The sequence below is a fragment of the Candidatus Chlamydia sanziniae genome (assembly GCF_001653975.1).
Taxonomy (GTDB): Bacteria; Chlamydiota; Chlamydiia; order Chlamydiales; family Chlamydiaceae; genus Chlamydia; species Chlamydia sanziniae.
In genome coordinates, this window is the sequence record NZ_CP014639.1 from 154,473 (window position 1) to 178,031 (window position 23,559).

The window sequence follows — 23,559 nt, forward strand, 5'->3', positions numbered from 1 at the left end:
GGATCTTACATCTATGATGACGCTTTTTCTGCTTGTTTGTTGTGCCACAGTTTTATTAGGAATAGGTGCTGGCATTCTTTTTTTGGGATCGTATTTACTTGGAAAACCTCTCTCTAAAGGATGTGGAAAAGAAGATTGTTGTCACAAAAAGTCATGCGATAAAACTAATAATAAAGATTCGAAATCCAAATCCAATAAATCTTCTTAATGACACCATCTCCTCTCTCTACGCCTCCTCAATCTCCCTGGCTGAAGGACCTCTTTAATAGGCTCTCTCTAAAAACACGACTTAGTCCAGAAGAAGCTCTTCAACTCCTCCTTCTCGATAATGAAGAAGATCAGCATGCCCTGTGGACCTTTGCTGATAAAGTTCGCAAGGAACGTGTCGGTGACATCGTGTATTACTCTTCTACCCTTTACCTGTATCCCACAAATATCTGTACCTTCAATTGTACCTTCTGTGCTTTCTATGCTAAGCCTGGCGATCCTAAAGGATGGTTTTACACTCCAGAACAACTTATAGAAAAACTACACAATATTAAAGTTCCTATAACTGAAGTCCATATTGTAGCGGGGTGCTATCCTTCCTGTGACTTAAACTATTACACTCAGCTCTTTACAAAAATAAAGGAGAGTTTTTCTCATGTACATGTCAAAGCCCTCACCGCTATAGAATATGCTTACCTTGCTGACCTCCACCATATGACGGTAGAGGAGATCCTTCGCATCTTAAAACATGCAGGCTTGGACTCCTTGCCTGGAGGAGGTGCAGAAATTCTTGTTGATACTGTTCGCAATAATTTAGCTCCTAGGCGCATCTCTTCAGCAGAGTTTCTTACCATTCATAAAACTGCCCACCGGCTGAATATCCCTAGCAATGTGACAATGCTCTGCTATCATAAAGAACGCCCTGAAGATCTCGTCACTCATATGATTCAGTTACGCAACTTACAAGATGAAACACAAGGATTTAAAAATTTTATACTTCTAAAATTTGCTCATAACAACAATACTTTAGGAAAAAGGCTTGCCAAGTTGAAACACTCTCATACTATTCCTATCAGGTCTTTGATGGCAGTAGCGCGATTATTCTTAGATAACTTCAACCATATGAAAGCCCTTTGGAATTACTTAGGTATCGAAGAAGCCTTACACCTGCTCTCTAGTGGAGCTAATGACCTTTCTTCAACACATATGGAAGAAAAGGTCTTCCAAATGGCATCCTCAGCACACCCTATAAAAATGGACATTGAGGGCATGGCAACTCTCATAAAAACCCAGGGAAAAATTCCATGTCTGACAAACTCTCAAAACGTATAAGCCTAGGATGCATACCGTACATTAACGCCCTACCTTTTTCTTTACAACTCGCCAAACATAAAGAAATAGATCTCTATACCGCGTCTCCCGCAGAACTCCTCACCTTGCTTATCCATAGGAAACTCAATAATGCCCTCACCTCATCATTCGGAGCAATCTCTCATAAACTGAACTATCTTCCCGATTTCGGAATTGCTGCACACAAACGCATTCTCAGTGTGAATCTTTACACTGTGCCGACATTCTTTAACGGAAAGCACACACGCCTTGTTTCTACTCAAGAAAGTCGTTCTTCTATAGAGCTTCTAAAAATCCTCTGCCATTATTTATGGCGAGTGCCTATTCCTGAAATTTTGAGACTGCCCACCCACGAGGTAATCCAGCAATCCTCTGACAATTGCACGGGTCTTCTTCTTATTGGCGATGCGGCTCTTCATCACCCAAAAATCCCAGGATTTACAACGTATGACCTGGCTGCGGGATGGTATGACCTGACCCAGCTCCCCTTCGTTTTTGCTATAATTCTCCATAATACCTCTGGAAAAGAAGAGAGTCTCCTTTCCCAAGTTTTTACAAAAGCCCTCAACTATTTCGAAACACACCCTCAAGAAGTTGTACAAGAAGCTTACCAACGCACACGACTTCCAAAGCCGCTCCTCCAAGAATACTTCACCCTCTGTCAATATAAACTTGAAGATGAACATTATGAAAGCTTAGCGAGATTTCAAACCTATCATGAAGCATTGTGCCAATCAGCCTAATTTACAGAAAATGTTCAATACCCTTGCTCCTCGATATGATAAGATCAATGCCATTCTTTCCTTGGGGATGCATCACTTTTGGAATCGCACTCTAATCCAGCTCATAGGAAAAGCTGATCACCTCATCGATCTCTGTGCAGGAACAGGAAAGGTGGCGAGTCGTTATATTTCTTACTATCCCAAGGCAACGGCAACCCTAGTAGACTTTTCCCCAGAAATGCTCTTTAAGGCAAAACAACTCTTCCCTCACTTGCCGTTCACAATTGTTCATAGCGACATCACCCACCTCCCTATAGCCAATGCCTCACAGACACTAGCAACCATGGCTTATGGTCTTAGAAACCTTCCAGACCCTCACCATGCCCTTAAAGAAATCTACCGCATCCTTCAGTTTTCAGGAAAACTCGGCATCTTAGAACTTACCTGTCCAATACAAGCACATCCAGCTTATCTCATGCACAAGCTCTATCTAAAAGCCGCTGTTCCCTTAATAGGAAGGTTGTATTCTCGCGATCCTCTTGCATATCGGTATCTCAGCACGAGCGTACAAAATCTCCCCAAAGATCAAGATCTTGAGGAACTATTTATCCGCGTAGGATTTAGATTAAAGAAAAAAAGAAAACTATGTTTGGGAGCAGCTACTATTTGGCTGCTAGAAAAATAAAATCAAAAATTAAGAAGATTTTTTTCGTCCACGCTTACTACTCTTAGGCTTCGCAACAACCTCATCTTCCTCTTCCTCATCAAAAAAAATCCCCGTAGACATAGAATCATAACCCAATTTCGCAGATAGCTCCTTTAAAGAGGCAAATCGTTCTGAGAAATTCGTAAGATTCAGCTGATCCTCAACACGCGAGGAACCTCGCAAATTCGCAAGAAATTCTTCTTCAGTATCAAATTTTTCGGAAAAAGTAATCGATGAAGCTGAAATAATTTCTGGCAAGAAAAGAAAACGTCGCACCACCTGAGGCACTTTGGTATAGATATCACTAGAAATTGTAGCCTCCGTCTCTATCTTTACAGATTGCTTGGGAGGACGTCCTCTTTTAGGGCGAGGATTCAACGCCTCATTAGAATAATAAACTTTGGCTTTATTCACTAACAATTGACGAGCTTGTATAATCTCCTTATTCACTTTGGCATCAAAAAGATGAATTTTTAACTGTTCTAAAACATGTTTACTAAAATCCAAGTCTTCTTCAAAAACAAAATGAAATTTACTATTGCGAAGCCATTCTATAATTCGAATCCTAGAGCGTTCGGCATAAAATTGCTGCCATTTCTCTAACTCCGATTCATGATCATAAATAAATTCTAAAAATTGCTCACGAGCATTTTTAGATTGTAAAATTTCAAGAAATTTTTCTTTTGTATCGATATCATAAATCTTCTCATTGATAAACGTTTCCATGATCTTTTTAACTTCATAAAACGTCAATTTCGGAATCAAACAATATCTCTCTGCGTTCTCTTCAAGCTCTTGATAAATCTTATCAAGATCTTCCTGATCCTTATCCAAATCTATATAAAGGATAAACCCCTCCACACGATCTAAATAAAAATCCCTTTCATCGTCAGACTTAGAAAAAGCATCCATAAGACGAAGGACGCGAAGCAGAAGAGGATTTTGTGGTTGGGGATACGCTATCATACATAAGAATTATAGAAAAATCCTAGTTAGAGAGCAAGCTCTATCCCCTTAGTAAAAATCTACTAAACTAACAAACTAAATCTATTTGAGACCTCAGTTTCAAAAAAACTGTAGAGATAACCTTCTCGACACAATGCAGCAAGTAAATCTCGTATTTCACTAGCTTGTGACTCCTCAGTATACCATGCCTCCACTCCAGGCTCTAGTACTCGGAATCCTCGAAAGACAACCCTATCCCTATCCATATACGTATGGGCAAGATAATCTTTGTTTTCGAAGAACAGGTCAGGTCGTAGACTCTTATAGCACCAACGAGCAAAAGATTTCACTGTTGACACCCTCAATTGGGTCGCTGGATTTTTCTCACGCGCTTGAGTAACAATTTTAGAATGCAGCGAAGACATCGTGGATAGAAGGCGAAAGCGTGTTGCTTTCGAATTAAAGAAAGTTTTCACAGCCTTAAATTCATCTGAGTTGGAGCTCCTTCTAAACTCCTCAAAAGATTCCTGATAACTAATGAACAAATCTAACTGAGATTTGCGAACTTGCAGAGCCTGACGAAGCATTTGCTTTTCTTTCTCTGTAAGTTTAACCCGAGGTTCTGGGGAGATCTCAGGTTCATTATAAACCTGTAATTCTGTAGATGAAGAAGGAACAGTAGAAGTTCCAACAGCAAAATTCAGACTGTCTTCTAAGATTTCCGCTTCTGGGCTCCCTAAACTTTTCGGCAATTCTAAAGTGTCCAGTTTTTCTTCCAACCACGATAATTGTTGTTCAGTACCCAATGCCGAAATCCATTGGGTTAAAGCTGTAGCAACCTCGCCATAGTTTCCAAGTTGTTTCCGGATTTTTGGAGACATGGAACGAATTTTTATACATTCAATTTCATTGTCGTTTATCTTACGAGTATCTACACAAACAGTATCCCACTGCAAAGCAAAAAACCGTTTCTGTAGAATACATAATTGTAAAAGTCCTTCTAACCCTTGAATAAAAGCGGCTTCCTTCCGGTCAGCATGAGGGGCATATTTAGACACGAAAAATGGACCCATGGGCAGACGGTAGTTAGGTATGAGGAGAGTGAATTGACTGAGTTTGCGCGCCCCTAAATAAATGCGAACCAAGCCTTGCCGCCCTCCTTCATTAGGGCGTGTAGGATAATCTACTTGCTGCATAATGCTAGAAATTACAGAAATCCCCTGCAATCCATGCTTTCGAATGAGCCGATTTGCGTGTATGATTTGATAACAATCTATCATGCCTTGATGTGCTGCAGCATCATTAATAAATGCCTCGCAAATAACCGCATCCTTGTTCAGTGAGTAAGAGAACCGTCTTCTCTCTTTAGATGTAATCGAGAAAAAGAGAGAAGAGGAATTGAATCGAAAATCTCGGAAAATCCGAAAATTCCTTACTAAAGGTTCGTCGGGAAGAGTTGATCCAAAATGCTCCAGACATAACGCAATAAGCGAACTTTCAATCGCATATTTAGAAAATGGCTCAGCCAAGTTCTTATCTATTGTCTTCGTTTCTGGAATCACAGCCCCGCGCGACAAATTCCAAGACCGAATCCCTCTATAATACACATCGCTAATAACGTTTCTTGCAACTAAAGAATCTCTACGTATCCAATACATGAAAGCAAGCCAGCCTACCAGGAGCGAAATCCCAACTATAGTGCCGACCAGCTGGAAAATGTAGACTCCATAGATGACTCCGGCTCCAAAAGCTAGGCCATTTACAACAAGCAAAGCTAATAAAATAATAATAAGAGTGATGACAACTAAAGAAATGACAATAAACGAAGTTCGATTCGCACGATGTTCCCACTGTTCGAAAGACATCTTATTAAGATAACTATTTATATCACATTCAAAAAAGGAACTATTAATATAAGGCATGCAAAAATATTAAATTTTTAAAAACTTATAAGTAATTGATATATTATATGAATAACCGTTATTAACTCCAAAAAAGAAGAATTTATAATTGTTAATTTGTGATTGTCAACTATGTAGATCTTAACATAACTCATAACAGAGTGAAGAAGAGGGAGAGTCAAACCGAGTCACGGGCCCTTCAAGATACACACGACCTTGCTGTAAGTTCACTGCCATAGAAATATTATGCCAAGTAAAGAGCTCTACCCTCTCCTCTTGCCATTCATAACATTTTAACACTGCTAGGGTAGCAGCTACGGCCCCGGTTCCACAAGCAGGGGACTCCTTTTCTAAACCACGTTCATATGTACGTAAACGTAATTTACCAATTCCAAGTACCTCGACAAAATTTACATTGACTCCCTGCGGAGCAAATTGGGGATGGTGGCGCAAAAAACGTCCCAAGGAAAGAATATCTAAAGTTGTTAATTCGGGGAAAAAAAGTACAGCATGAGGAACTCCTGTGTGGACAAAAAATACCTCATATAAGTGGGAAAAATTCGCCAGTTTCAACTGATAAGTAGAAACATGCCATTCTGGTAAGCTCATATCTACAAGTACGCGCTCCCAAGAGTAAAAATATCCCGAGTATACCCCACAATCTGTATCCACGGAAATGTCATTTCTTCCAAACCGTTGAGCAAGATGCGCTATCACACAACGGAGACCATTCCCACACATTGCAGGGCGGGAGCCATCGGAATTAAAAATAGTTAACCGAGCATCTGCACAAAGGGAAGGGCTTAAAAATAAAAAACCATCAGTCTTTGTCTTTTCACATAAAGAACAAATTGTTTGTATAGAGGGCAATTCCTCACTAAGAAGGAAACGATTTCCTGCTCCAGAGTATAGGGAATACTTACAAATCGTTAAAAGAGAAGAGAAGCCCATCTAATAAGCCAAAATTTTTAGCTTCATTCGCTGTCATCCACATATCTCTGTCAATAGCTTTCTCTATAACCTCGCGGGGTTGCTGTGTAGCCTCTACATAAACATCTAGAATACGAGCCTTCGTTTTCAAGATTTCCCTCGCATGGATATCTAAATCCGTAGCTTGTCCTGTAATCGGCCCTCCAATCGAAGGCTGGTGAATCATAATTCTCGCATGAGGAGTTGCAAACCTCTGCCCCGGGGCTGCACATAAGCTAAGTACAGAACCCATAGAAGCTGCTAAACCCGTAACCACAGTAGTGATCGGAGAGGTGAGCATCTTCATTTGATCCCAAATAGCAAAACCGGCGTCTACAGATCCACCCGGACTATTGATCACAAAAACTATAGGTTTGCCAGGATCCTTTAACTCTAAATACCACAACTTTTTAATCGCATCTGCAGCGCTCTTCTCAGTCACGGGTTCTGAAAAAAACACCCTACGTACTGCTAAAAGCTCTTTCTCTATAATATCGCGTAATTTATGAACTTCTCCGTCCGCCATAGAATAACTTGTCTCCTAACTAAACCAAAGCTTCTAAATCGATTTCAGGATAGAGCGGAAAACGCAATAATACGTCTTTTGTCCGTTCTTTAGCCTCTTGAGCTATATTTTCAGGTAGCTCTCCCATATTTTTATTAGAACTACCATCAGCATTACGTCTCACACGAATATTTCGCAATACTTTCACGATAATATTTGCCACTTCCTGCATTTCATTTAACCCCATTCCTAAAGTCGTTAATGCAGGAGTTCCCAAACGTATTCCTGAGGTGTCCCATTTACCCACAGGATCTGAAGGTAAAGCATTGCGATTCACAGCAATTCCTATACTATGCAAAATGTCCTCAGCAATGCGCCCAGAAATGCCCAGAGAATTCAGATCAAGCACGATCATATGATTATCCGTACCTGCCGTTAACAAACGGAATCCACCGCGTAAAAAACTCTCTGCTAAACAACGAGCATTGTTCACAACTTGATGCGCATACCGCTTAAAATCTACAGAGAGGGCTTCCTTCAAGCACACCGTTTTAGCAGCAATCACATGAGGCAACGGCCCCCCCATCATTAGAGGACAGGCTTTATTTAGGATCTCCTCATATTCCCGACTTGCTAAAACTAACCCACCTCGCGGTCCTCGTAAAGTCTTATGTGTTGTTGTCGTAACAATATCCGCATAGGGGAAGGGGCTTTCTTCCCCAACAAACACACCTCCAGCAACTAACCCAGCAAAATGCGCCATATCTACCCAAAGTACTGCCCCACAATCCTCAGCAATTTGCTTAAGTTCTGCAAAATTCAAACGCCGCGAATAAGAAGAATACCCAGCAATCAATACTGTTGGCTTGTACTTAGCTGCCAAACGCGCTATCTCAGAAGAATCAAAACATTCCTTAACAGGGTCAACATCATAGGAAAAACAATGCATTAACTTAGACATCACATTCAATCGGACATTTCCATGAGTTAAATGTCCTCCAGCATTTAATGAAGGAGCTAGACAAACACAAGATGCCATTTCCCTTTTTACTTGTGTATATTCCTCTTCTGTTAAATCATTAATGTTTTTATACCCTAATTTTTTTACCGCAGGACTTTGAATCTTATGTGCTAATATCGCCATAACAGCGAGTAGATTGGCATCAGCTCCAGAATGGGGTTGAACAAAAGCATATTCAGCAGCAAATAATTCCTTGGCAGTTTCTGCACATTCCCACTCAATAGCATCGACATTCTCACAACTAGAGTAAAAACGTCTAAAAGGAATGCCCTCGCAATACTTATCAGTAAGGAGGTTTCCCATCGCCAACTGCACCGAAAGAGAAGAGTAATTCTCAGAAGCAATCATTTTCAAATGAGAACGTTGATTCTTCAACTCATCGATTACTTTTTGTCCCACCGAAGGAAAAGTGTGCAAAAGGTGATCTAAAGCAGCTAAGTACGCTGTAGAAGCTAGGCTTTGCCCTTTCTTTTCTGAGGCATTTTGTAAAAATTTATGCAACAATGAAACCATAGTCCTCACCTCATCTAACCATTTTACCATCTTGAGGCTTTCTTGATTTCTTCAAGCCTATGAACATTATAGCAGCTGCATAGACTACAAAAAAACCGTACCTCTTCAGAGGAATTTCTAGGTTCGAAAAAGATTAGCCTAGCGCCCAAAATGAAAAATGTCAATCTGCTCCTTTACTCTACAGATAAAGCTTGCTATCCTAAGTTTTTATTTAGAGAATTCTAGATATACAAGAACTCATACTAGTTTAACATGCCTTTCTTCACCTTCAAGGATCCATGACACTCTATTTAGGACTCAATCGCCATACTGCGCAGAAGTACCGGGCCCACTTTCTCCCTATTCTGACTCTAGTGCCTTATGCCCAAGGGACTCCTTTCCAAAAAAATGCCGTGCGCTACTTCCCCCAAACAACGCATGTTATTCTTACAAGTCCCTCATCCACAACGCTCTTTCTTTCAAGAATGCTACGCATCGTTTCCAAGCACTTTCTAAACAAAAAACACTACCTCTGTTTAGGGAAAGCCACCAGACAACGGCTCTTTTCCTTTTTACCCAAAGCTCAGCAGTCCACCGCCGAACAAGAAGTTGGTGAGGGACTCTTTCCCCTCATCCAAGCACTCTCTACCAGCTCACGAATTCTTTACCCCCATTCAAGATTGGCACGGCCTGTAATTAAAGATTTCCTTTACCAAGAAAGTAAAGATTTCTTTGCCTACCCTCACTATACTGTACAGCCCCGCCATTTGAAACGCTCTCTTTTCTTCCCCTACGAAAAGATTATATTTACAAGTCCATCAACGGTAAGGGCTTATGCTAAAATTTTTCCCGATCTCCCCCATCAAACCTATTGGTTTCAAGGTCCTCATACTTTTCAAGAATTCCAAACAACGTACTACTCACTCACACGCCCTATTTTAAATAACACGATCTCAGTGACAAAAAACGCATTGTCTTTTAAAATTCTACACTTCCATCAATCTTCTTTTGAAGCCCAATGGTAAATCCAAATTCTATATCTTCTAATAGCTCTTCCCCTCCTGCATTGTTTCCCCCAGGAAGTCAAGCTCGCCGAGAATTCATTCGTATAATTTTACTTTTCACTGCAAGCATTTTTCTCTGGATCTTATGCTTGGGAGCAAGCATTGTTTTGGGTACTTTTCTACATCCTTTAGGATTTCTTTCTCTGCTCATTCTTCTCCCTATGTATTTCTTTGTTCGCTATCTTTTTTCTTATCAATTACGTAGAATTTTAATTGCCCTTGAAGTTGTTCCTAAGTAATTTTTATTATATAATAAAAATTACTTAGGAAATAAAATTCGGTATAATAAATAAGATTAAATACGATAAAATTATTGTTAATAAAAAAAAGAGTTTTTTTATATGGCAGGACCTATTCCTTCACCCCCACCTGAAAGTAGGCGGCTATCATTTACACAGACTCCCAAGAAAGATCTCAAGGTCAATCAAGAGCTTACTACTTCGAAAATTATCACTTTATCTACGTTAGGTGGGTTAGCTTTAGGAACTTTAGTAGGAGGTATTGTCCTGGCCGCCATCCTTGGCAATCCGATTTTCTTAGCCCTTCTTGTTGCCACAGTTCTTTTTTCTGTAGTGACTTTTTTAGCTTATCGTCATATGACTACAAAGACTGATGCAAATTGGTTTCGATCTTTAGAGCAAAACTTTACTCTTCTTCCTGACAGCTTTGTTGACAAAGAATATTATACTCTCACTTCAAGGATAATCTTCTTCCAAGACAAATTCAATGGGCGATTTAAACTGGGAATCCAACTACATTCTGCCCTACCTTTCCAACGCGTCCTGATCGCGGGGAATAAAAGCATAATAGCAGCAAGAAATCAGGTAAGCGGGATATTTAATCCTATCCGTCCTTCTATTGATGCAATGGGATCGCAGATCTCAAATAATGCAACAAATTTATCTACTGTACTGTTCCCTCTTACACGGAATGCAGACATTTGGAACGCATGTAACTCTAGAGAAGAAGGAAAACCCCCCATTCCTTTTGAACCTACTGAAGTACGCTCAATATCCTTTACTGCCGACCCAACATGGCTTAAAGAAGGATTGCCTCGAATACAGAGTAATGAAGAGCTGAGAGCACTTACCCCAAATTTCTTAGGCCACATCAGAGGTCCCACTCTCAAGGAATTTACAGACCCCAATACTGGGGTTGTCAATATGCAGGGCTATTATCAACAGGCTGTATTCGCCTATAAAAACGCTTTGGAAGAAGCGTTATCACGAGGAGCCTCCTTCGTAGCACTTGCCCTATTCTCTTCGGTATACGAAGTCCCTAAGGACCAACTTGCCCCAATTCCAGAAGAACCCATTCACTTTGCTCACAATTGCCATGCCTATTGCAAAAAGGCCTTGATTGAAGCTACTCATGATACTGCGTTAAAGTATAGTAGCCCCAACCACACGAGCAAAAGACTTGTGGTTCTTTTACAAGACCCCTTTGCCACAAAAACAAACACGTAAATACTTTTTTCTATAAATTTTCTTAAAAAGCAGGGTGTGACTTCGAGTGTGAGAATATTTCGCAATCTTTTAAGTTTTTTTGTTTAGAAAAAAAAGCTGCTTTACTTCTTGCCACAAAATCGGTAAGCTGGTTTTTTTCTCCAGATGCCATTCCTAAGTCTTATGATCTTTACTTGCATTTAGGAACTACAAGCAAGGAATAGTTTTTATGCACGATGCCCTCCAAAGTATTTTGGTTATACAAGAGCTTGATATTAAAATGATTCGACTTATGCGTGTAAAAAAAGAGCATCAGAAAGAACTCACAAAAGTTCAATCACTTAAAACAGACATTCGAAGAAAAGTTCAAGAAAAAGAACTTGAAATGGAAAATTTAAAAAGCCAAATTAAAGAGGGCGAAAATCGTATTCAAGAAATTTCTGAACAGATTAACAAGCTAGAGAATCAACAAGCTGCTGTAAAAAAAATGGATGAGTTTAATGCCCTAACTCAAGAAATGACGACAGCGAATAAGGAACGTAGAGCTCTAGAACACCAGTTAAGTGACCTTATGGATAAGCAAGCAGGAGGAGAAGATTTAATTGTATCTCTTAAAGAAAGTCTTGCTTCTACGGAAAACAGTAGTGGGATTATTGAAAAGGAAATTTTTGACAGCATTAAAAAGATCAATGAGGAAGGCAAAGCCTTATTAGAACAACGTACGGTATTAAAAAGCGCAACAAACCTTGAGTTATTTGGCATCTACGAACGCTTATTAAATAATAAAAAGGATCGTGTTGTTGTTCCTATTGAGAATCGTGTCTGCAGTGGTTGTCATATTGTGCTCACTCCCCAACATGAGAACCTTGTTAGGAAAAAGGACCGATTAATTTTTTGTGAGCATTGTTCAAGAATTCTCTATTGGCAAGAGCCTCAAGTAAGCTCCCCTGATAGTGCTACAACGAAACGCCGTCGTCGCCGTGTAGCTGTATAAAATTATAATAAAGTTCATCGGAAGAGAAAGGCAACCGCTGTTTGTTTTTTATAAGAAATATAAATAGAGGAAAGTCCGGACTTCATAAGAAAAGATACTGGAGAAACTCCAGGGGTCGTAAGGCTACGGAAAGTGCAACAGAAAACACTCCGCTATAAACATTATGTTTATAGACAGGCTGAAAATTCCTACTTCAGGAGTAGGAGCTATTAAGGTGACTTAATACGCATGCAAACCCTATCTGAAGCAAGAGAAAAAAGCTCTTTTGTGTCTGCAAATATGAGAAGGCATCTTCTCATAGGCTTTTTCATAATCGCTTGAGGGATCTAGTAATAGATCTCCTAGATGAATGGTTGCCCTAGGGATAGCCTAGCTATCTCATAGACAGAATCCGGCTTATCTTCTCTTCCGATATTTTTTATTTTGTAAACTTATAATAGCCCAGCCTTCGCTAAAGTATGCATATGCAATAAACCAACAACACACATATTCTCCTCATCATTTACAACAGGCAGAACCGTTATGGGTCGACTGGTTTCCATAATACGTAAAGCAATGGCAACATCTGTAGTGTCAGTAACCACACGGGGGCTTGACGTCATCACTTCCACTAAACACAAGGAAAGTACTTCTCCTCCATAACACGCTAGTGAACGACGTAAATCTCCATCAGTAAAAATGCCCTGCAATCTAAACTCTGAATCAACAATGCAGACACATCCACAGCCATAAGCAGAAAATATCTCTAAAGCAAATTGGACATTATCCCCGGGACGGCAAAAAGGAACTTCTGTTTTTGGAAACATGTAATCCTTAACCCTGCCATTTGCCCTCATCCCTATTTGACCTTTAGGATGATTCTTTCCATAAGTAGAAAGAGATACCCCCCGGCCATACAATACAGTCATTGCTAAAAGATCCCCAAACAACATTTGACAAGTCGTTGAGGTTGTAGGAATAAGATTAAAAGGATCTAGCTCAGCTATCGCAGGCAAAATTACCACATGATCGGACATAGCAGCTAAATTAGAATACGAAACTGAGGTAATTGCAACAACAGTTGCTCCACGTTCTTTTAAATAAGGAATGCAATCTAAAAGTTCACGGGCTTCCCCACTCTTAGAAAGTAAACAGACAATATCTCCAGGACTTACAAGACCTAAATCCCCATGCAACAAATCCCCGGGAGCAAAAAATAATGCATGTTCACTCAAAGATTGTAATGTCGCTACAATTTTCCTAGCAATGCAACCACTCTTTCCCATTCCAGAAAAAAATATCCAGCCAGAATGGTGCAATATTTTTTCTGCCAACTCCAAGGTTTCTTTATAATGAAAGGTTTGGAAAAAAAAATTCAATGCTTCCTTCTGCTTTGTAAGAATATCTTCGCATATATCAATGGAAATCACGGAGGAGCTCATTCTTAGGCCTTCTCTGAGTTCAGTTTACATTTCAACTCATAGTAACAGACTCTAATCGATTTTTCAATGAGGTTAAAAATTCACTCCCATAAATGCCATCCAACACTCTGTGATCAAATGTCAATGTAACATAAACCATCTTGCGAATTGCCAAAGAGTCATCATCACGAACAATCACACGTTTTTGTATCGTCCCTATTCCTAAAATTGCAATTTCAGGATAACGTATAAGGGGCATCCCAATTAAAGCTCCTGTCATCCCAAAATTAGTCACTGTGACGCTACCTTCCTGTACTTCACTAAGATCTAGCTTGTTCATACGCGCCCGAGAAGATAAATCCGCTAAAGCCTTGGCTATACTCACTAATCCTCGATCCTGGCAATTGCGAATTACTGGAACGACAACTCCTTCTTTATTTAGATTTACAGCAATACCTACATTGATAGATTTCTTCATCACAATCGTGGTCCCATCTAAAGAACCATTAAGTAAAGGAAATTGCCTCAAAGCCGTTGCTAAGCACTGAACAATAAAACTCGTAATTGTTAACTTTACGCCATGAGTAGCAACAAAGCGCTCCCGTTCTCCTGCGATTAAGTTCATAAGATCTGTAACATCAACGTCAACAATCAAAGAAGCGTGAGGCACCTCATCCGAGGACTTGGCTAATGAAGCGGCGATAGCACACCGCAAAGGAGACATCGGGATACGATTTTCCTCACCCTGAAAAGACATCGTACTTGTAGCTTCTCGAGTTTCTGAAATATAGGCCTCAAGATCCCGGCGCGTCACACGTCCCCCTTTACCTGAGCCTCTAATTTTTTGAAGTGCTTCAAAGTTGACTCCTTCACGCTGGGCTAGACCAAGAACTGCGGGGGAAAACCATCCTAAAGAACTCTGTGAACATGAACTTTCTGTACACGAAATCTGCATAGAAGATGAACTGTTGGACTCTTCGGCAGAAACTCCTTCAACTTCCAACATTGCCAGAACCTGTCCAGCAATAACCTCTTCACCTTCCACAACACAACAACGCACGAGTTTTCCTGCTGCTGGAGATGTAAGTTCTGTAGCAATCTTATCTGTAGATACTTCAACTAAAGGTTCGTCTTTAGCTACGCTGTCCCCCAGATTTTTCAACCAACGAACTATAAATCCCCCAGAACCAGTCTCCCCTATTTTGGGGAATCGAAACTCAAACATGCATAGTTTCCTTTATATAATTTCCCTATTCTCTTGCTGCAAAAGCTCAGAACAGGAAAGTTCTTCCTCTCCAGAAGCTACATACGTAGCCACTACAGCATCTCCTAAGATATTCATTGGAGTTCCCACAATGTCTCTTAACCTATCAATCCCTGCCAATACAGCAATCCCTTGTATTGGTAATCCTACAGAAGCCAATACAGAACCCAAGGTGATCATCCCTCCACCAGGAACTCCTGCGCTTCCTACCGCAGAGAATGTGGCAGTAATGACTAATAATATTAGGCTGCTCAGAGATAAAGGACAGTTATATGCTTGAGCAATAAAAACTGCTGCCATTCCTTGGAAAATTGCTGTGCCATTCATATTGACAGTAGCCCCCAGAGGTAATATAAAACCCGAAATTTCAGAAGAAACTCCTAAATTTTTCGACACACAACGCATAGTCACAGGAAGCGTCGCCGAACTACTCGCTGTAGATACCGCACAAGAAATTGCATCCATCATCGAAGAAAGAAATTTTATAAACGAAAGCTTGCACCCAAACCTCACCATACCGCCAAAAACAAGAGTCGCGTGAAAGAAGCAAGCCATATAATAGACAAGAACAAATTTCCCTAATTGCCAAAGGACGACTAAACCATGGTTTCCAGAAATCCACGCCATGCTAGCCCCCACTCCATAGGGAGCAAAACTCATAATCATGTTCACCATGCGTAGCATGATTTCGGAAAAGCTCTCAATACACTTTGCTATAGGACGACCACGCTCTCCAACAAGCCTCATGGCAACCCCTAAAAAAATTGCAAAAATAATAATTTGCAAAATGTTGCCTTCAACAAAGGCTCGGATAGGATTTGAAGGAAACACCTGAGAAATTAAAGAAAGAAAATGGGCCATTGTTCTTTCTGGATTTGCCACAACGGGCTCTACAAGAGCCCCAGAAAAATCACACCCCCGACCGGGATGAAAAATTCCTGCAAAGCACAGCCCAATGACAATAGCTACTGCCGTGGTTGCCAGATAAAGACCTACACTCTTCATCCCAATCCGTCCTAGCTTCTTCATATCACTAATTGAAGCGATGCCTAAAACCATGGAGCAAAAAATTAATGGGTAGACAATCATGCTTAACAAATTTAAAAAGATGTCGCCTATAGGTTTAAAAAAGATCGCTTTATCTTCTAAAAATAAACCTAAGATAACCCCGACAAACAATCCTACAAAGATCTTCATCCACAGTTTCATTAGTTACCTCTGCTTTTATGCGTTTGATCAATAATATTCAGAAGAGAGAGTGCGTGATCTTCGCAAATAGCAAACCGCATTTCTACCTTACCGATGGGTAGCCATCCCGATTCACCAGACATATCTCCAAGTTTTACACTATCCTTTTCTGTACATAGCACCCCTTGTGCTTGGCGCGAAGCCATTTTTTGACAAAAGTAATACAACTCTTTTTTTGTTATTCCTGAGTGATCCGGCAACAAATACGTTCCCAAAATCCTTACCCCAGCCTGTTTCAACATAGTAAAAAACCCCTGGGGAAATCCCAAACCACAAAAGACTCCCACACCCCGATTGTGAAGCTCCTCTACAGAAATTTGCTCCCCATTATGCATCCAAACAACAGAAGCAAGATAAGGTCTTACAAAAAATTGTGGTGCCTGAGAAAAGTTTTTTAAAAGTCGCTGAGACTCTACACTGCTTTCCCCATTAATAACAATTGCGTCCACAGTTTTCAAGCGACTGGGAAAATCTCTAAGTCTGCCTGTGGGGAAAAACGCTCCCGAACCTAAAGGATCAGAACCATTCACTACGGCAATTTCTATATCTTTTTGCAATTTGCCATACTGGAGGCCGTCATCTAAAAGCAAAAAATCAAAATGCTCAGCAGCACGTAGCGCGGACATTCTACGATCTTTATTTACCCATACAGATCCCTGAGGCAATTTTTTAGCCATCAGCAAAGGCTCATCCCCTACATAAGCAGCGCTATGAACACGAGGATCGACAACAACACATGTTGCTTTCCGACTACAGCGCCCTTTATACCCACGAGAAAGCACTGCGCACGAATATCCGCGAGTTCGTAAAGCTTCCACCAACCAAAGTACAAAAGGAGTTTTCCCTGTCCCTCCTAAAACAATGTTCCCTACACTCACTATAGAGGAACGCACTCGAACAGGAGAAGAGAAGGGAAACTTCGACCGGAATTTTACAACACAGGCAAAGATTCCAGACAAAATTCTGCTTAGCCACCCCAAGCCAAAAATATGCCCAAAACTCATAGACACAGTCAAACGGCGATATAACATAAAGAGTGCTGAGGGAAATTGCCTTCTCATTGCTCTTCTCAAATTCATGAATTTCTTCTTATCGAAAATCATGCTTTTTAGAAGGTCATAATCTTCGCCGTAATACAAAAAAGACAAGCATTGCAAGAAAAAGATTAAAAATCAAGTTTACAGTACGTAATTAAAAAATTACTTTTAATAAACAGCAATAAATTATTGTTGAATTAATTGTTCACTGAGAAGAAAACTTTCTAAAAAAATACAAAATTATTTCATAAAACTGTAGCGTTCTTAACAGACCAACGCTGACGGACAACTTCATAAGCCACAGCAGCTACGGCTGTAGATAAATTTAAAGAATCTACCTCACCTAACATAGGCAACCTAATTTTTAAAAAATTTCCTGTAAACCAGGAAGCACTTAACCCATCCTTCTCCGAACCAAAGACCAAAGCAATCGGCCCTTGAAAGTTCTCTTCAAAATATACCCTGTCCGTGCTCGGGGAAGTAACAAAAACTCGCCAGCCTTCCTGCTCTAACAACTTCACTACATCGTGGAGGGAAAGACACAAAACCGGCAGTGTAAATACAGCTCCCAGAGATGCACGAAGAATATTTGGATTGTATAGGTTGACCTTGGGATCACATAAAATGACGCCATCCGCTCCAGCACTATCCGCGATTCGCAACACAGCACCAACATTCCCAGGTTTTTCTACTTGCTCAATAATAAGATAAAAAGGCTCAGGATTGCTTTGCTTTTTTAGAAAGGCTCCTTGACTCCACCACTTTTTTTTCATGACGGCAATAAAATTGCCGCAATGTTCTTTGTAAGAAAGTTGGCTGAGCGTCTCCTCCAAACAAAAGAGCAGTTCTATAGAGCTGTTTTGCAGATTCTGAAAAAAAAAATCTTCTCTTTGAGGAATTTTCGATCCACAGAAAATGTGTAGACACTCGTAATTAGCCAATAAGGCTTTCTCAATTTCTCGAATACCCTCAACAAGGAATAGGGCACCTTTGCGCGACCGTGATCTTTTCAAAGCCAAAGCTTCTTTAATCTTAGGATTGTGTTTTCCTACAAACTCCATGCAACAAAACTCCCTGAAGGTAATGCTTTTTCCCCCTCCCCACAAAAATTTTCTCCACATGACCATTTTTCAGGAGAGACTCTGCGTATACTTCGTCTTGCTAGACTCCGCAAGAACTCTGGAGTATGTCCTGGGGTATGCGAAGTAATCAAAACATACGTTGAAGAGTCTGCAAGAAGTTGAGAACATAAAAAAAGCAAGAAAAAGAAATCTCTATCTATTTTAAAAATTTCGCCTTCAGATCCACGACCATAAGTCGGAGGATCCAATAAGATGATATCATAACTTTTTTTACGTCGAATTTCTTTTTTCAAAAAAGTGATGACATCTTCAATCACCCAAAAAATACGCTTTTCAGAAAGACCACTTATTTCTACATTCTTTTCTGCCCATCTTACTGCAGCTTTGGAAGCATCTACATGTGTGACACGAGCTCCACATTGAGCTGCAAAAATCGAACTTACTCCTGTATAGGCAAAAAGATTTAATACTCGACACTGAGCACACTGTTCTATTGCCCGCTGTAATGTCGGCCAGAATTTTGTGTGTTCAGGGAAAATTCCTAAATGACCAAAAGATGTCATTTTTAAAAGGCAATGCACATTAGAAATAGAAATGATCCACTCAGGAGGTATCTCAGTAAATAGTTGCCAGAACCCTGAGTTTCCTTCGCGCACATATTGGGCTGCTGTTTGAGACCAAAGTTTCGGCACTGTTTTCGGCCAAACGGCAATACTCGATGGACGAATTAAAGTTACACGACCAAAACTCTCTAATTTCTGTCCATCTCCACTATCAAGTAGAGTATAATCCATGAGTTCTCCCATCTAGAGTTTCATCAAACGCCTTAAGGTATCTACCTGAATCTTTGTAGACGTTTCAATTTCTATATTCACTCTTGCCTTCTCCCGTTTATATCCCAGTGTCGTACGCTGAAGAGTTTCTGGAATCAATCCTACAGAAAAAACCGCGCCATCAACAGATACTATCGTCAAACTAGCACCGTCGACAGCTATAAATCCTTTTTCAAAAAGGTAGGGGGCGAGGTTCTCTACAACATGAAAATAATAACGATTCTCCTCAATTGCGACAATTTCTGCTGTCCCCAACACATGACCAGACACTAAATGCCCCCCCATAGAATCTCCCATTCTTAAAGATCCTTCTAAATTTACTTTGTCACCCACACTCCTTTCCCCTATGGTTGTGCAAGCCAAAGTTTCTGGAATTACATCAAAAAATATCCGATTTCCATCTCGACGAACTACTGTGAGACAAACGCCATCCACAGCCACACTATCCCCACTCACCAACTCATGAGCAAATTCTGAAGAACTTTGCACACCAAGAGACAACCCGTTGCCACGAGTCGCCAACAAACACACTTCACCTAATTCCTGAACAATACCTGTAAACATCCTAACCCCTACAAAAAACATAAACTTTACAATAAAGCGTTCCTAAAGTAACATATGATCTTTTTTTCGTTCCAATAAGTAAAAAATGATTAACGAAATCTACTTTGCTATGGATTCTGTTCTGTCTACCTTAGAAAAAAGCTTTGTAACTATAGTTGTTTATACTTATTCTAATTTTAAAGTTCTGTTTTCTTAGACTACCTTAACCTAGGAGGTAGCTCCCGTGCAGTGTCCTTTTTGCAATCATGGGGAGTTGAAAGTTATAGATTCAAGAAACGCTCTGGAAGCTAATGCTATTAAAAGGCGTCGTGAATGTTTGAAATGTTGTCAACGTTTTACTACATTTGAAACCGTTGAACTCACACTTCAAGTATTAAAGCGAGACGGACGTTATGAAAACTTCCAAGAATCGAAATTAATTCATGGATTAAATGCGGCTTCTAGCCATACGCGTATAGGCCAAGATCAAGTTCATGCTATAGCTTCTAATGTTAAATCTGAACTTCTTGGTAAACAAAATAGGGAAATTTCTACCAAAGAAATTGGCGAACTAGTAATGAAATATCTTAAAAAGGCAGACATGATTGCTTATATTCGATTTGCTTGCGTCTATCGTAGATTCAAGGACGTAGGTGAGTTAATGGAAGTACTTTTATCTGCCACTCCAGATATGGAAAAATAATATTAGATTCGAAGGAAAGATTATGCCCCTATCAGATGAAGAAATAGAACAGTTTAAGCAAAGACTTTTAGAAATGAAAGCTAAATTATCCCATACGCTTGAAGGAAATGCTCAAGAAGTAAAAAAACCTAATGAAGCTACAGGATATTCTCAACATCAAGCAGACCAAGGCACCGATACTTTTGATCGTACCATTAGCTTAGAAGTGACCACAAAAGAGTATGAACTCTTAAGACAAATTAACCGAGCATTAGAAAAAATTACTGATGATTCCTATGGCATATGTGATGTCAGTGGAGAAGAAATTCCTTTAGCTCGGCTTATAGCAATTCCTTATGCTACAATGACAGTCAAAGCCCAAGAACAATTTGAAAAGGGACTTTTTTCCGGAAATTAATCTTAATGGCTACCCGTTTTCGCACTACATTGTTCTCGATCGCTTTTCTTGTTTTAATTGATTGGATTACGAAGTTAGCCATCTTACTGCAATATAAAGGACTCTATCCAAGCCCCTACCCCCTACTCTATGTCCGTAGCTGGGGGCACTTCTCTTTCTCACTCCTGCCTACCTTCAATGAAGGTGCTGCTTTTGGGTTATTTGCACGTTATAAATATTTTTTATTCATTTTCCGTATTTGTATCATCTTAGGGATCTTGATCTATCTCTTTTTTAAAAAGAATTCCTTTAAACCCCCTACACGAGTTGCCCTTATTCTGCTTTGCTCAGGAGCTATAGGGAATGTCGGGGATGTTCTTTTTTACGGACACGTCATTGATTTCATTGCTCTCAACTACAAACGTTGGGCTTTCCCTACATTTAATCTTGCTGATGTGTTTATTTCTCTAGGGACTCTTTTACTCGTTTATAAATTTTATTTTCCTACAAAACAAAAAGAAAAATAGTAATAATAGTACCCTTATACAAGTAAAACTTTTTTACTATGAATGGATTCGTGCGTTTTCTAATTACCTTTGATGACTTTTTTTGGTCTTATATCGCCTTTCTGATCATCATTATCCTAGGATGTGGTTTATCTTGGAAATCTCGATTCTCCCAATTCACAAAGTTTCCACAATTTTGCAAACTCTTTCATCATTATTCTAAAAATGCATGTAAAAACTCCTCTGCACATGGTGTTCATCCCCTCAAGGTCTTCTTTGCTTCTGCAGGCGGCAATATCGGCATCGGAAACGTCGTTGGAATTGTCACTGCTCTATGCCTTGGAGGACCCGGAGCTCTATTTTGGGTATGGATCGCAGGAATTTTTGGTTCAATAGTCAAGTATTCTGAGGTTTACCTTGGAATTAAGTTTCGCAAATTAGATAGTGATGGGACCTATCAAGGTGGGCCTATGTATTTTCTTACTAAAGCCTTCAAAACTCCTGTGATTTCTGTAATTGTTGCTCTCTTACTTTGCGTCTATGGAGTAGAAATTTATCAATTCTCAGTCATTGCTGATAGCTTAGCACATTGCTGGGATCTTCCTAAAATCTATCCCACACTTGGGCTCTTATTTCTCGTGATCTACGCAGTTCAAGGTGGCTTACAAAGAATAGGAAAAATCTGTACTCTTGTTCTACCTTTCTTTATGACTCTCTATTGCAGTCTAGCTCTTTATATCTTTATTAAAGAATTTCATCATCTCCCTCGCCTCCTTTCAACAGTTTTCTCCTCAGCATTTACTGGTCATAGTGCCCTAGGAGGCTTTACAGGATGTACAGTAGCGACAACTATTCATCAGGGCATCTCTCGTGCTGCCTATTCTGGAGATATTGGCATAGGGTTTGATTCTATAATACAAAGCGAAAGCGCAGCAAAAGACCCCAGTACGCAAGCTCAGTTAAGTATTGTTGGAATCGCTGTTGATAATCTTATCTGTACTCTAAGCCTCCTTATGGTTCTTGTTTCAGGATCTTGGTCTTTAGGCTTTGAAAATGCTTCCCAAACTGTAGAGCATACCCTAACAACCTACTTCCCGTTGGTGAAATTCTTCCTACCGACTTTCCTTTTTGTTACGGGATACACCACGATCATTTCTTATTTCCTCGTGGGGAAAAAGTGTGCAAAGTTTCTTTACGGAAACGTGGGAGCAAAAATCTACACCCTTTATGGAATTTGTGTTCTTCCCCTTTTTAGCTTTCTTAACCAAAATACCGCCCTCTTGATTATGTCGGTTTCCGGCACTCTCCTTCTATGCTTCAATCTATTTGGAGTTTTCCTATTACAGAAAGAAATCCAATTCCCCAAGAAGCTTTCTTTTTTGGGGGAAGAGTCCTTGCCTCCCTTATAAATAGGTGATTGGAGTCCTCTACCATAACTAAAAAACCCTTATCTTCCTATGTATCAGGAAGATAAGGGTTGTCTCATTTTTTAAACATCTAAATTCAGTATGCTTTTTTTAAAACCGAAGATTAGTTTTAGAAATAAACAGATAATAAAAAGTAAAATAAAGAATAAAAAATAAAAAATTAAATTCTTTTATTTTATGGATAACTATCTAACAGGAGCCTTGATTATTTGCTGTGTTCTCCTCTCTGGAGGAATGCTTACAATTTTCATTATGATGATTTGCTTCTTACACCATCTAAACAAAATATTAAAAAATATCAGACGCATAACAGCAATTTTAAATTTTGAAGCCAAGATCTTTGCTCCCTTAATGTTAGGGAAGAAACTTCTTTGTGGGTGGTTGAAAAAAAAAAAGAAAAACAACGATCTGCCTGAAGAAATGGAAGAGATCCTCAATGAAGAAAGTCAGAGTAAGCACTGGGCAAAAGCTCTATGCCGGGGAATAAAGTGGACGACAGCAGCACTCCTTATCTGGGGTATGTTTCGTAATAAAGATTAAGCTATTGCGAGGGAGGAAATCATGTTTAGGTGTAATCGTAAATGTAAAAAAATCAAAAACAAACGTTGTCGTTGGTTACGTGGGGTACTATTCGGTGGACTTATCGCCACCCTTCTGACTTGTCTATTTACCCCCAAAAGTGGGATACAATTACGTAAAAAAATCTCTAAAGTTAAAAATACAGGAGCCAAAAAAGGCAAAACCTTACTGAAAAATTCGAAGCAACATACAAAAGCCTTTTTGCAACACACCAAATTACTAGCAAAAAATATCTCTAAAGAAGTGAAAAATTTTAGTAAAGCAATCATTGACGAAAATAAAGATTAATTCTGTTTCTTATCCGGATTCCTGCAGAGAAATATCCCAGAATTTATTTTTCGAGTCATGTATGTTGCATTGTGCCCTACTCCTTAGGGTACATAGAAATTTTTTCTCCTTTAGACAACTTTTTATTTCCGTGTATTTATTTTCTTTTTCTATGTAAGTTTACAGCCTTAT

The 23,559-nt window shown here is 39.7% G+C and carries 26 protein-coding genes and 1 other RNA gene; 15 read left to right on the plus strand and 12 right to left on the minus strand.

From position 1 onward, the window contains the following. Window positions 1-13: 13 nt before the first annotated feature. From Cs308_RS05090 to ubiE, 4 genes are read left to right on the plus strand one after another with little or no spacing between them, the layout of a single operon-like run. The gene (locus Cs308_RS05090; RefSeq protein WP_082904990.1) at window positions 14-208 is read left to right on the plus strand and encodes a hypothetical protein; all 195 of its coding nucleotides are present in this window, start codon (window positions 14-16) and stop codon (window positions 206-208) included. Next, the gene (locus Cs308_RS00565; RefSeq protein WP_066481365.1) at window positions 208-1,320 is read left to right on the plus strand and encodes a CofH family radical SAM protein; all 1,113 of its coding nucleotides are present in this window, start codon (window positions 208-210) and stop codon (window positions 1,318-1,320) included. The genes Cs308_RS05090 and Cs308_RS00565 overlap by 1 nt, the downstream gene beginning before the upstream one ends. Next, complete coding sequence (locus tag Cs308_RS00570) at window positions 1,293-2,081, plus strand: menaquinone biosynthesis protein (protein ID WP_066481366.1); 789 nt, start codon at window positions 1,293-1,295, stop codon at window positions 2,079-2,081. Before Cs308_RS00565 ends, Cs308_RS00570 begins: the two co-directional genes overlap by 28 nt. Continuing rightward, window positions 2,056-2,745 (plus strand): bifunctional demethylmenaquinone methyltransferase/2-methoxy-6-polyprenyl-1,4-benzoquinol methylase UbiE, encoded by a 690-nt coding sequence (ubiE, locus tag Cs308_RS00575; protein ID WP_066481369.1) that lies wholly within the window; start codon window positions 2,056-2,058, stop codon window positions 2,743-2,745. The genes Cs308_RS00570 and ubiE overlap by 26 nt, the downstream gene beginning before the upstream one ends. Before the next feature lie 9 nt (window positions 2,746-2,754). Here the strand turns inward: ubiE and Cs308_RS00580 are convergent, their stop codons facing one another. The 5 genes from Cs308_RS00580 to Cs308_RS00600 form a co-directional block, all read right to left on the minus strand. Beyond that, window positions 2,755-3,732: a UPF0158 family protein gene (locus Cs308_RS00580; RefSeq protein ID WP_066481372.1), complete on the minus strand. Its 978-nt coding sequence runs from the start codon at window positions 3,730-3,732 to the stop codon at window positions 2,755-2,757. Window positions 3,733-3,794: 62 nt separating this feature from the next. Beyond that, entirely contained in the window at window positions 3,795-5,576 is a 1,782-nt protein-coding gene (locus tag Cs308_RS00585; RefSeq protein WP_197481295.1) for a hypothetical protein, read from the minus strand. Between the two features lie 177 nt (window positions 5,577-5,753). Further along, a complete protein-coding gene (gene dapF, locus Cs308_RS00590; RefSeq protein WP_066481376.1) occupies window positions 5,754-6,563 on the minus strand; it encodes a bifunctional diaminopimelate epimerase/glutamate racemase in 810 nt (269 codons plus the stop codon). Beyond that, the gene (locus tag Cs308_RS00595; RefSeq protein ID WP_066481377.1) at window positions 6,532-7,107 is read right to left on the minus strand and encodes an ATP-dependent Clp protease proteolytic subunit; all 576 of its coding nucleotides are present in this window, start codon (window positions 7,105-7,107) and stop codon (window positions 6,532-6,534) included. Before Cs308_RS00595 ends, dapF begins: the two co-directional genes overlap by 32 nt. A gap of 19 nt (window positions 7,108-7,126) precedes the next feature. Next, entirely contained in the window at window positions 7,127-8,620 is a 1,494-nt protein-coding gene (locus tag Cs308_RS00600) for a glycine hydroxymethyltransferase (RefSeq protein WP_066481378.1), read from the minus strand. A 278-nt stretch (window positions 8,621-8,898) separates the two neighbouring features. Between Cs308_RS00600 and Cs308_RS00605 the strand changes: the two genes are divergently transcribed. The 5 genes from Cs308_RS00605 (at window position 8,899) to rnpB (ending at window position 12,517) form a co-directional block, all read left to right on the plus strand. After that, entirely contained in the window at window positions 8,899-9,624 is a 726-nt protein-coding gene (locus Cs308_RS00605; protein WP_066481379.1) for a uroporphyrinogen-III synthase, read from the plus strand. Then, on the plus strand, window positions 9,618-9,902 hold the full coding sequence (locus tag Cs308_RS00610) for a hypothetical protein (RefSeq protein ID WP_066481380.1): 285 nt from the start codon (window positions 9,618-9,620) through the stop codon (window positions 9,900-9,902). Before Cs308_RS00605 ends, Cs308_RS00610 begins: the two co-directional genes overlap by 7 nt. A 102-nt stretch (window positions 9,903-10,004) precedes the next feature. Further along, the gene (locus tag Cs308_RS00615) at window positions 10,005-11,129 is read left to right on the plus strand and encodes a hypothetical protein (protein WP_066481383.1); all 1,125 of its coding nucleotides are present in this window, start codon (window positions 10,005-10,007) and stop codon (window positions 11,127-11,129) included. Between the two features lie 208 nt (window positions 11,130-11,337). After that, window positions 11,338-12,102, plus strand: coding sequence for a zinc ribbon domain regulatory protein CdsZ (gene cdsZ, locus Cs308_RS00620; RefSeq protein WP_066481385.1), 765 nt, complete (start codon window positions 11,338-11,340; stop codon window positions 12,100-12,102). Between the two features lie 18 nt (window positions 12,103-12,120). Then, an RNA gene (gene rnpB, locus Cs308_RS00625) (RNase P RNA component class A) lies at window positions 12,121-12,517 on the plus strand. A gap of 16 nt (window positions 12,518-12,533) precedes the next feature. On the opposite strand, the gene Cs308_RS00630 is transcribed toward rnpB, so the two are convergent. From Cs308_RS00630 to Cs308_RS00660, 7 genes are all read right to left on the minus strand, one after another. Beyond that, a complete protein-coding gene (locus Cs308_RS00630) occupies window positions 12,534-13,523 on the minus strand; it encodes a KpsF/GutQ family sugar-phosphate isomerase (protein ID WP_066481387.1) in 990 nt (329 codons plus the stop codon). 31 nt (window positions 13,524-13,554) lie between these two features. Next, window positions 13,555-14,727, minus strand: a complete 1,173-nt coding sequence (locus Cs308_RS00635; protein ID WP_066481389.1) for a dihydrolipoamide acetyltransferase family protein — start codon at window positions 14,725-14,727, stop codon at window positions 13,555-13,557. A gap of 12 nt (window positions 14,728-14,739) precedes the next feature. Next, a complete protein-coding gene (locus tag Cs308_RS00640; RefSeq protein ID WP_066481390.1) occupies window positions 14,740-15,975 on the minus strand; it encodes a dicarboxylate/amino acid:cation symporter in 1,236 nt (411 codons plus the stop codon). Beyond that, a complete protein-coding gene (gene lpxK, locus Cs308_RS00645; RefSeq protein ID WP_066481391.1) occupies window positions 15,975-17,075 on the minus strand; it encodes a tetraacyldisaccharide 4'-kinase in 1,101 nt (366 codons plus the stop codon). Before lpxK ends, Cs308_RS00640 begins: the two co-directional genes overlap by 1 nt. Window positions 17,076-17,296: 221 nt before the next feature. Continuing rightward, window positions 17,297-18,112 carry a TrmH family RNA methyltransferase gene (locus Cs308_RS00650; RefSeq protein ID WP_066481399.1) on the minus strand — a complete coding sequence of 272 codons (816 nt, stop codon included), beginning with the start codon at window positions 18,110-18,112 and terminating at the stop codon, window positions 17,297-17,299. Further along, entirely contained in the window at window positions 18,100-18,927 is an 828-nt protein-coding gene (locus Cs308_RS00655; RefSeq protein ID WP_066483308.1) for a class I SAM-dependent methyltransferase, read from the minus strand. Before Cs308_RS00655 ends, Cs308_RS00650 begins: the two co-directional genes overlap by 13 nt. A 12-nt stretch (window positions 18,928-18,939) precedes the next feature. Further along, window positions 18,940-19,530, minus strand: coding sequence for a riboflavin synthase (locus Cs308_RS00660; protein ID WP_066483311.1), 591 nt, complete (start codon window positions 19,528-19,530; stop codon window positions 18,940-18,942). A gap of 223 nt (window positions 19,531-19,753) precedes the next feature. On the opposite strand from Cs308_RS00660, the gene nrdR reads away from it, so the two are divergent. The 6 genes from nrdR (at window position 19,754) to Cs308_RS00690 (ending at window position 23,388) form a co-directional block, all read left to right on the plus strand. After that, window positions 19,754-20,212 (plus strand): transcriptional regulator NrdR, encoded by a 459-nt coding sequence (gene nrdR / locus Cs308_RS00665; RefSeq protein WP_066481400.1) that lies wholly within the window; start codon window positions 19,754-19,756, stop codon window positions 20,210-20,212. Window positions 20,213-20,234: 22 nt separating this feature from the next. Next, window positions 20,235-20,609: a TraR/DksA family transcriptional regulator gene (locus Cs308_RS00670; protein ID WP_066481402.1), complete on the plus strand. Its 375-nt coding sequence runs from the start codon at window positions 20,235-20,237 to the stop codon at window positions 20,607-20,609. A 5-nt stretch (window positions 20,610-20,614) separates the two neighbouring features. After that, window positions 20,615-21,115 (plus strand): signal peptidase II, encoded by a 501-nt coding sequence (lspA, locus tag Cs308_RS00675; protein WP_066481404.1) that lies wholly within the window; start codon window positions 20,615-20,617, stop codon window positions 21,113-21,115. A gap of 38 nt (window positions 21,116-21,153) precedes the next feature. Next, window positions 21,154-22,503: an amino acid carrier protein gene (locus Cs308_RS00680; protein WP_066481407.1), complete on the plus strand. Its 1,350-nt coding sequence runs from the start codon at window positions 21,154-21,156 to the stop codon at window positions 22,501-22,503. Window positions 22,504-22,698: 195 nt separating this feature from the next. Beyond that, window positions 22,699-23,061 carry a hypothetical protein gene (locus Cs308_RS00685; protein ID WP_066481410.1) on the plus strand — a complete coding sequence of 121 codons (363 nt, stop codon included), beginning with the start codon at window positions 22,699-22,701 and terminating at the stop codon, window positions 23,059-23,061. Between the two features lie 21 nt (window positions 23,062-23,082). Beyond that, window positions 23,083-23,388, plus strand: a complete 306-nt coding sequence (locus Cs308_RS00690) for a YtxH domain-containing protein (RefSeq protein ID WP_066481416.1) — start codon at window positions 23,083-23,085, stop codon at window positions 23,386-23,388. Window positions 23,389-23,559 lie beyond the last annotated feature (171 nt).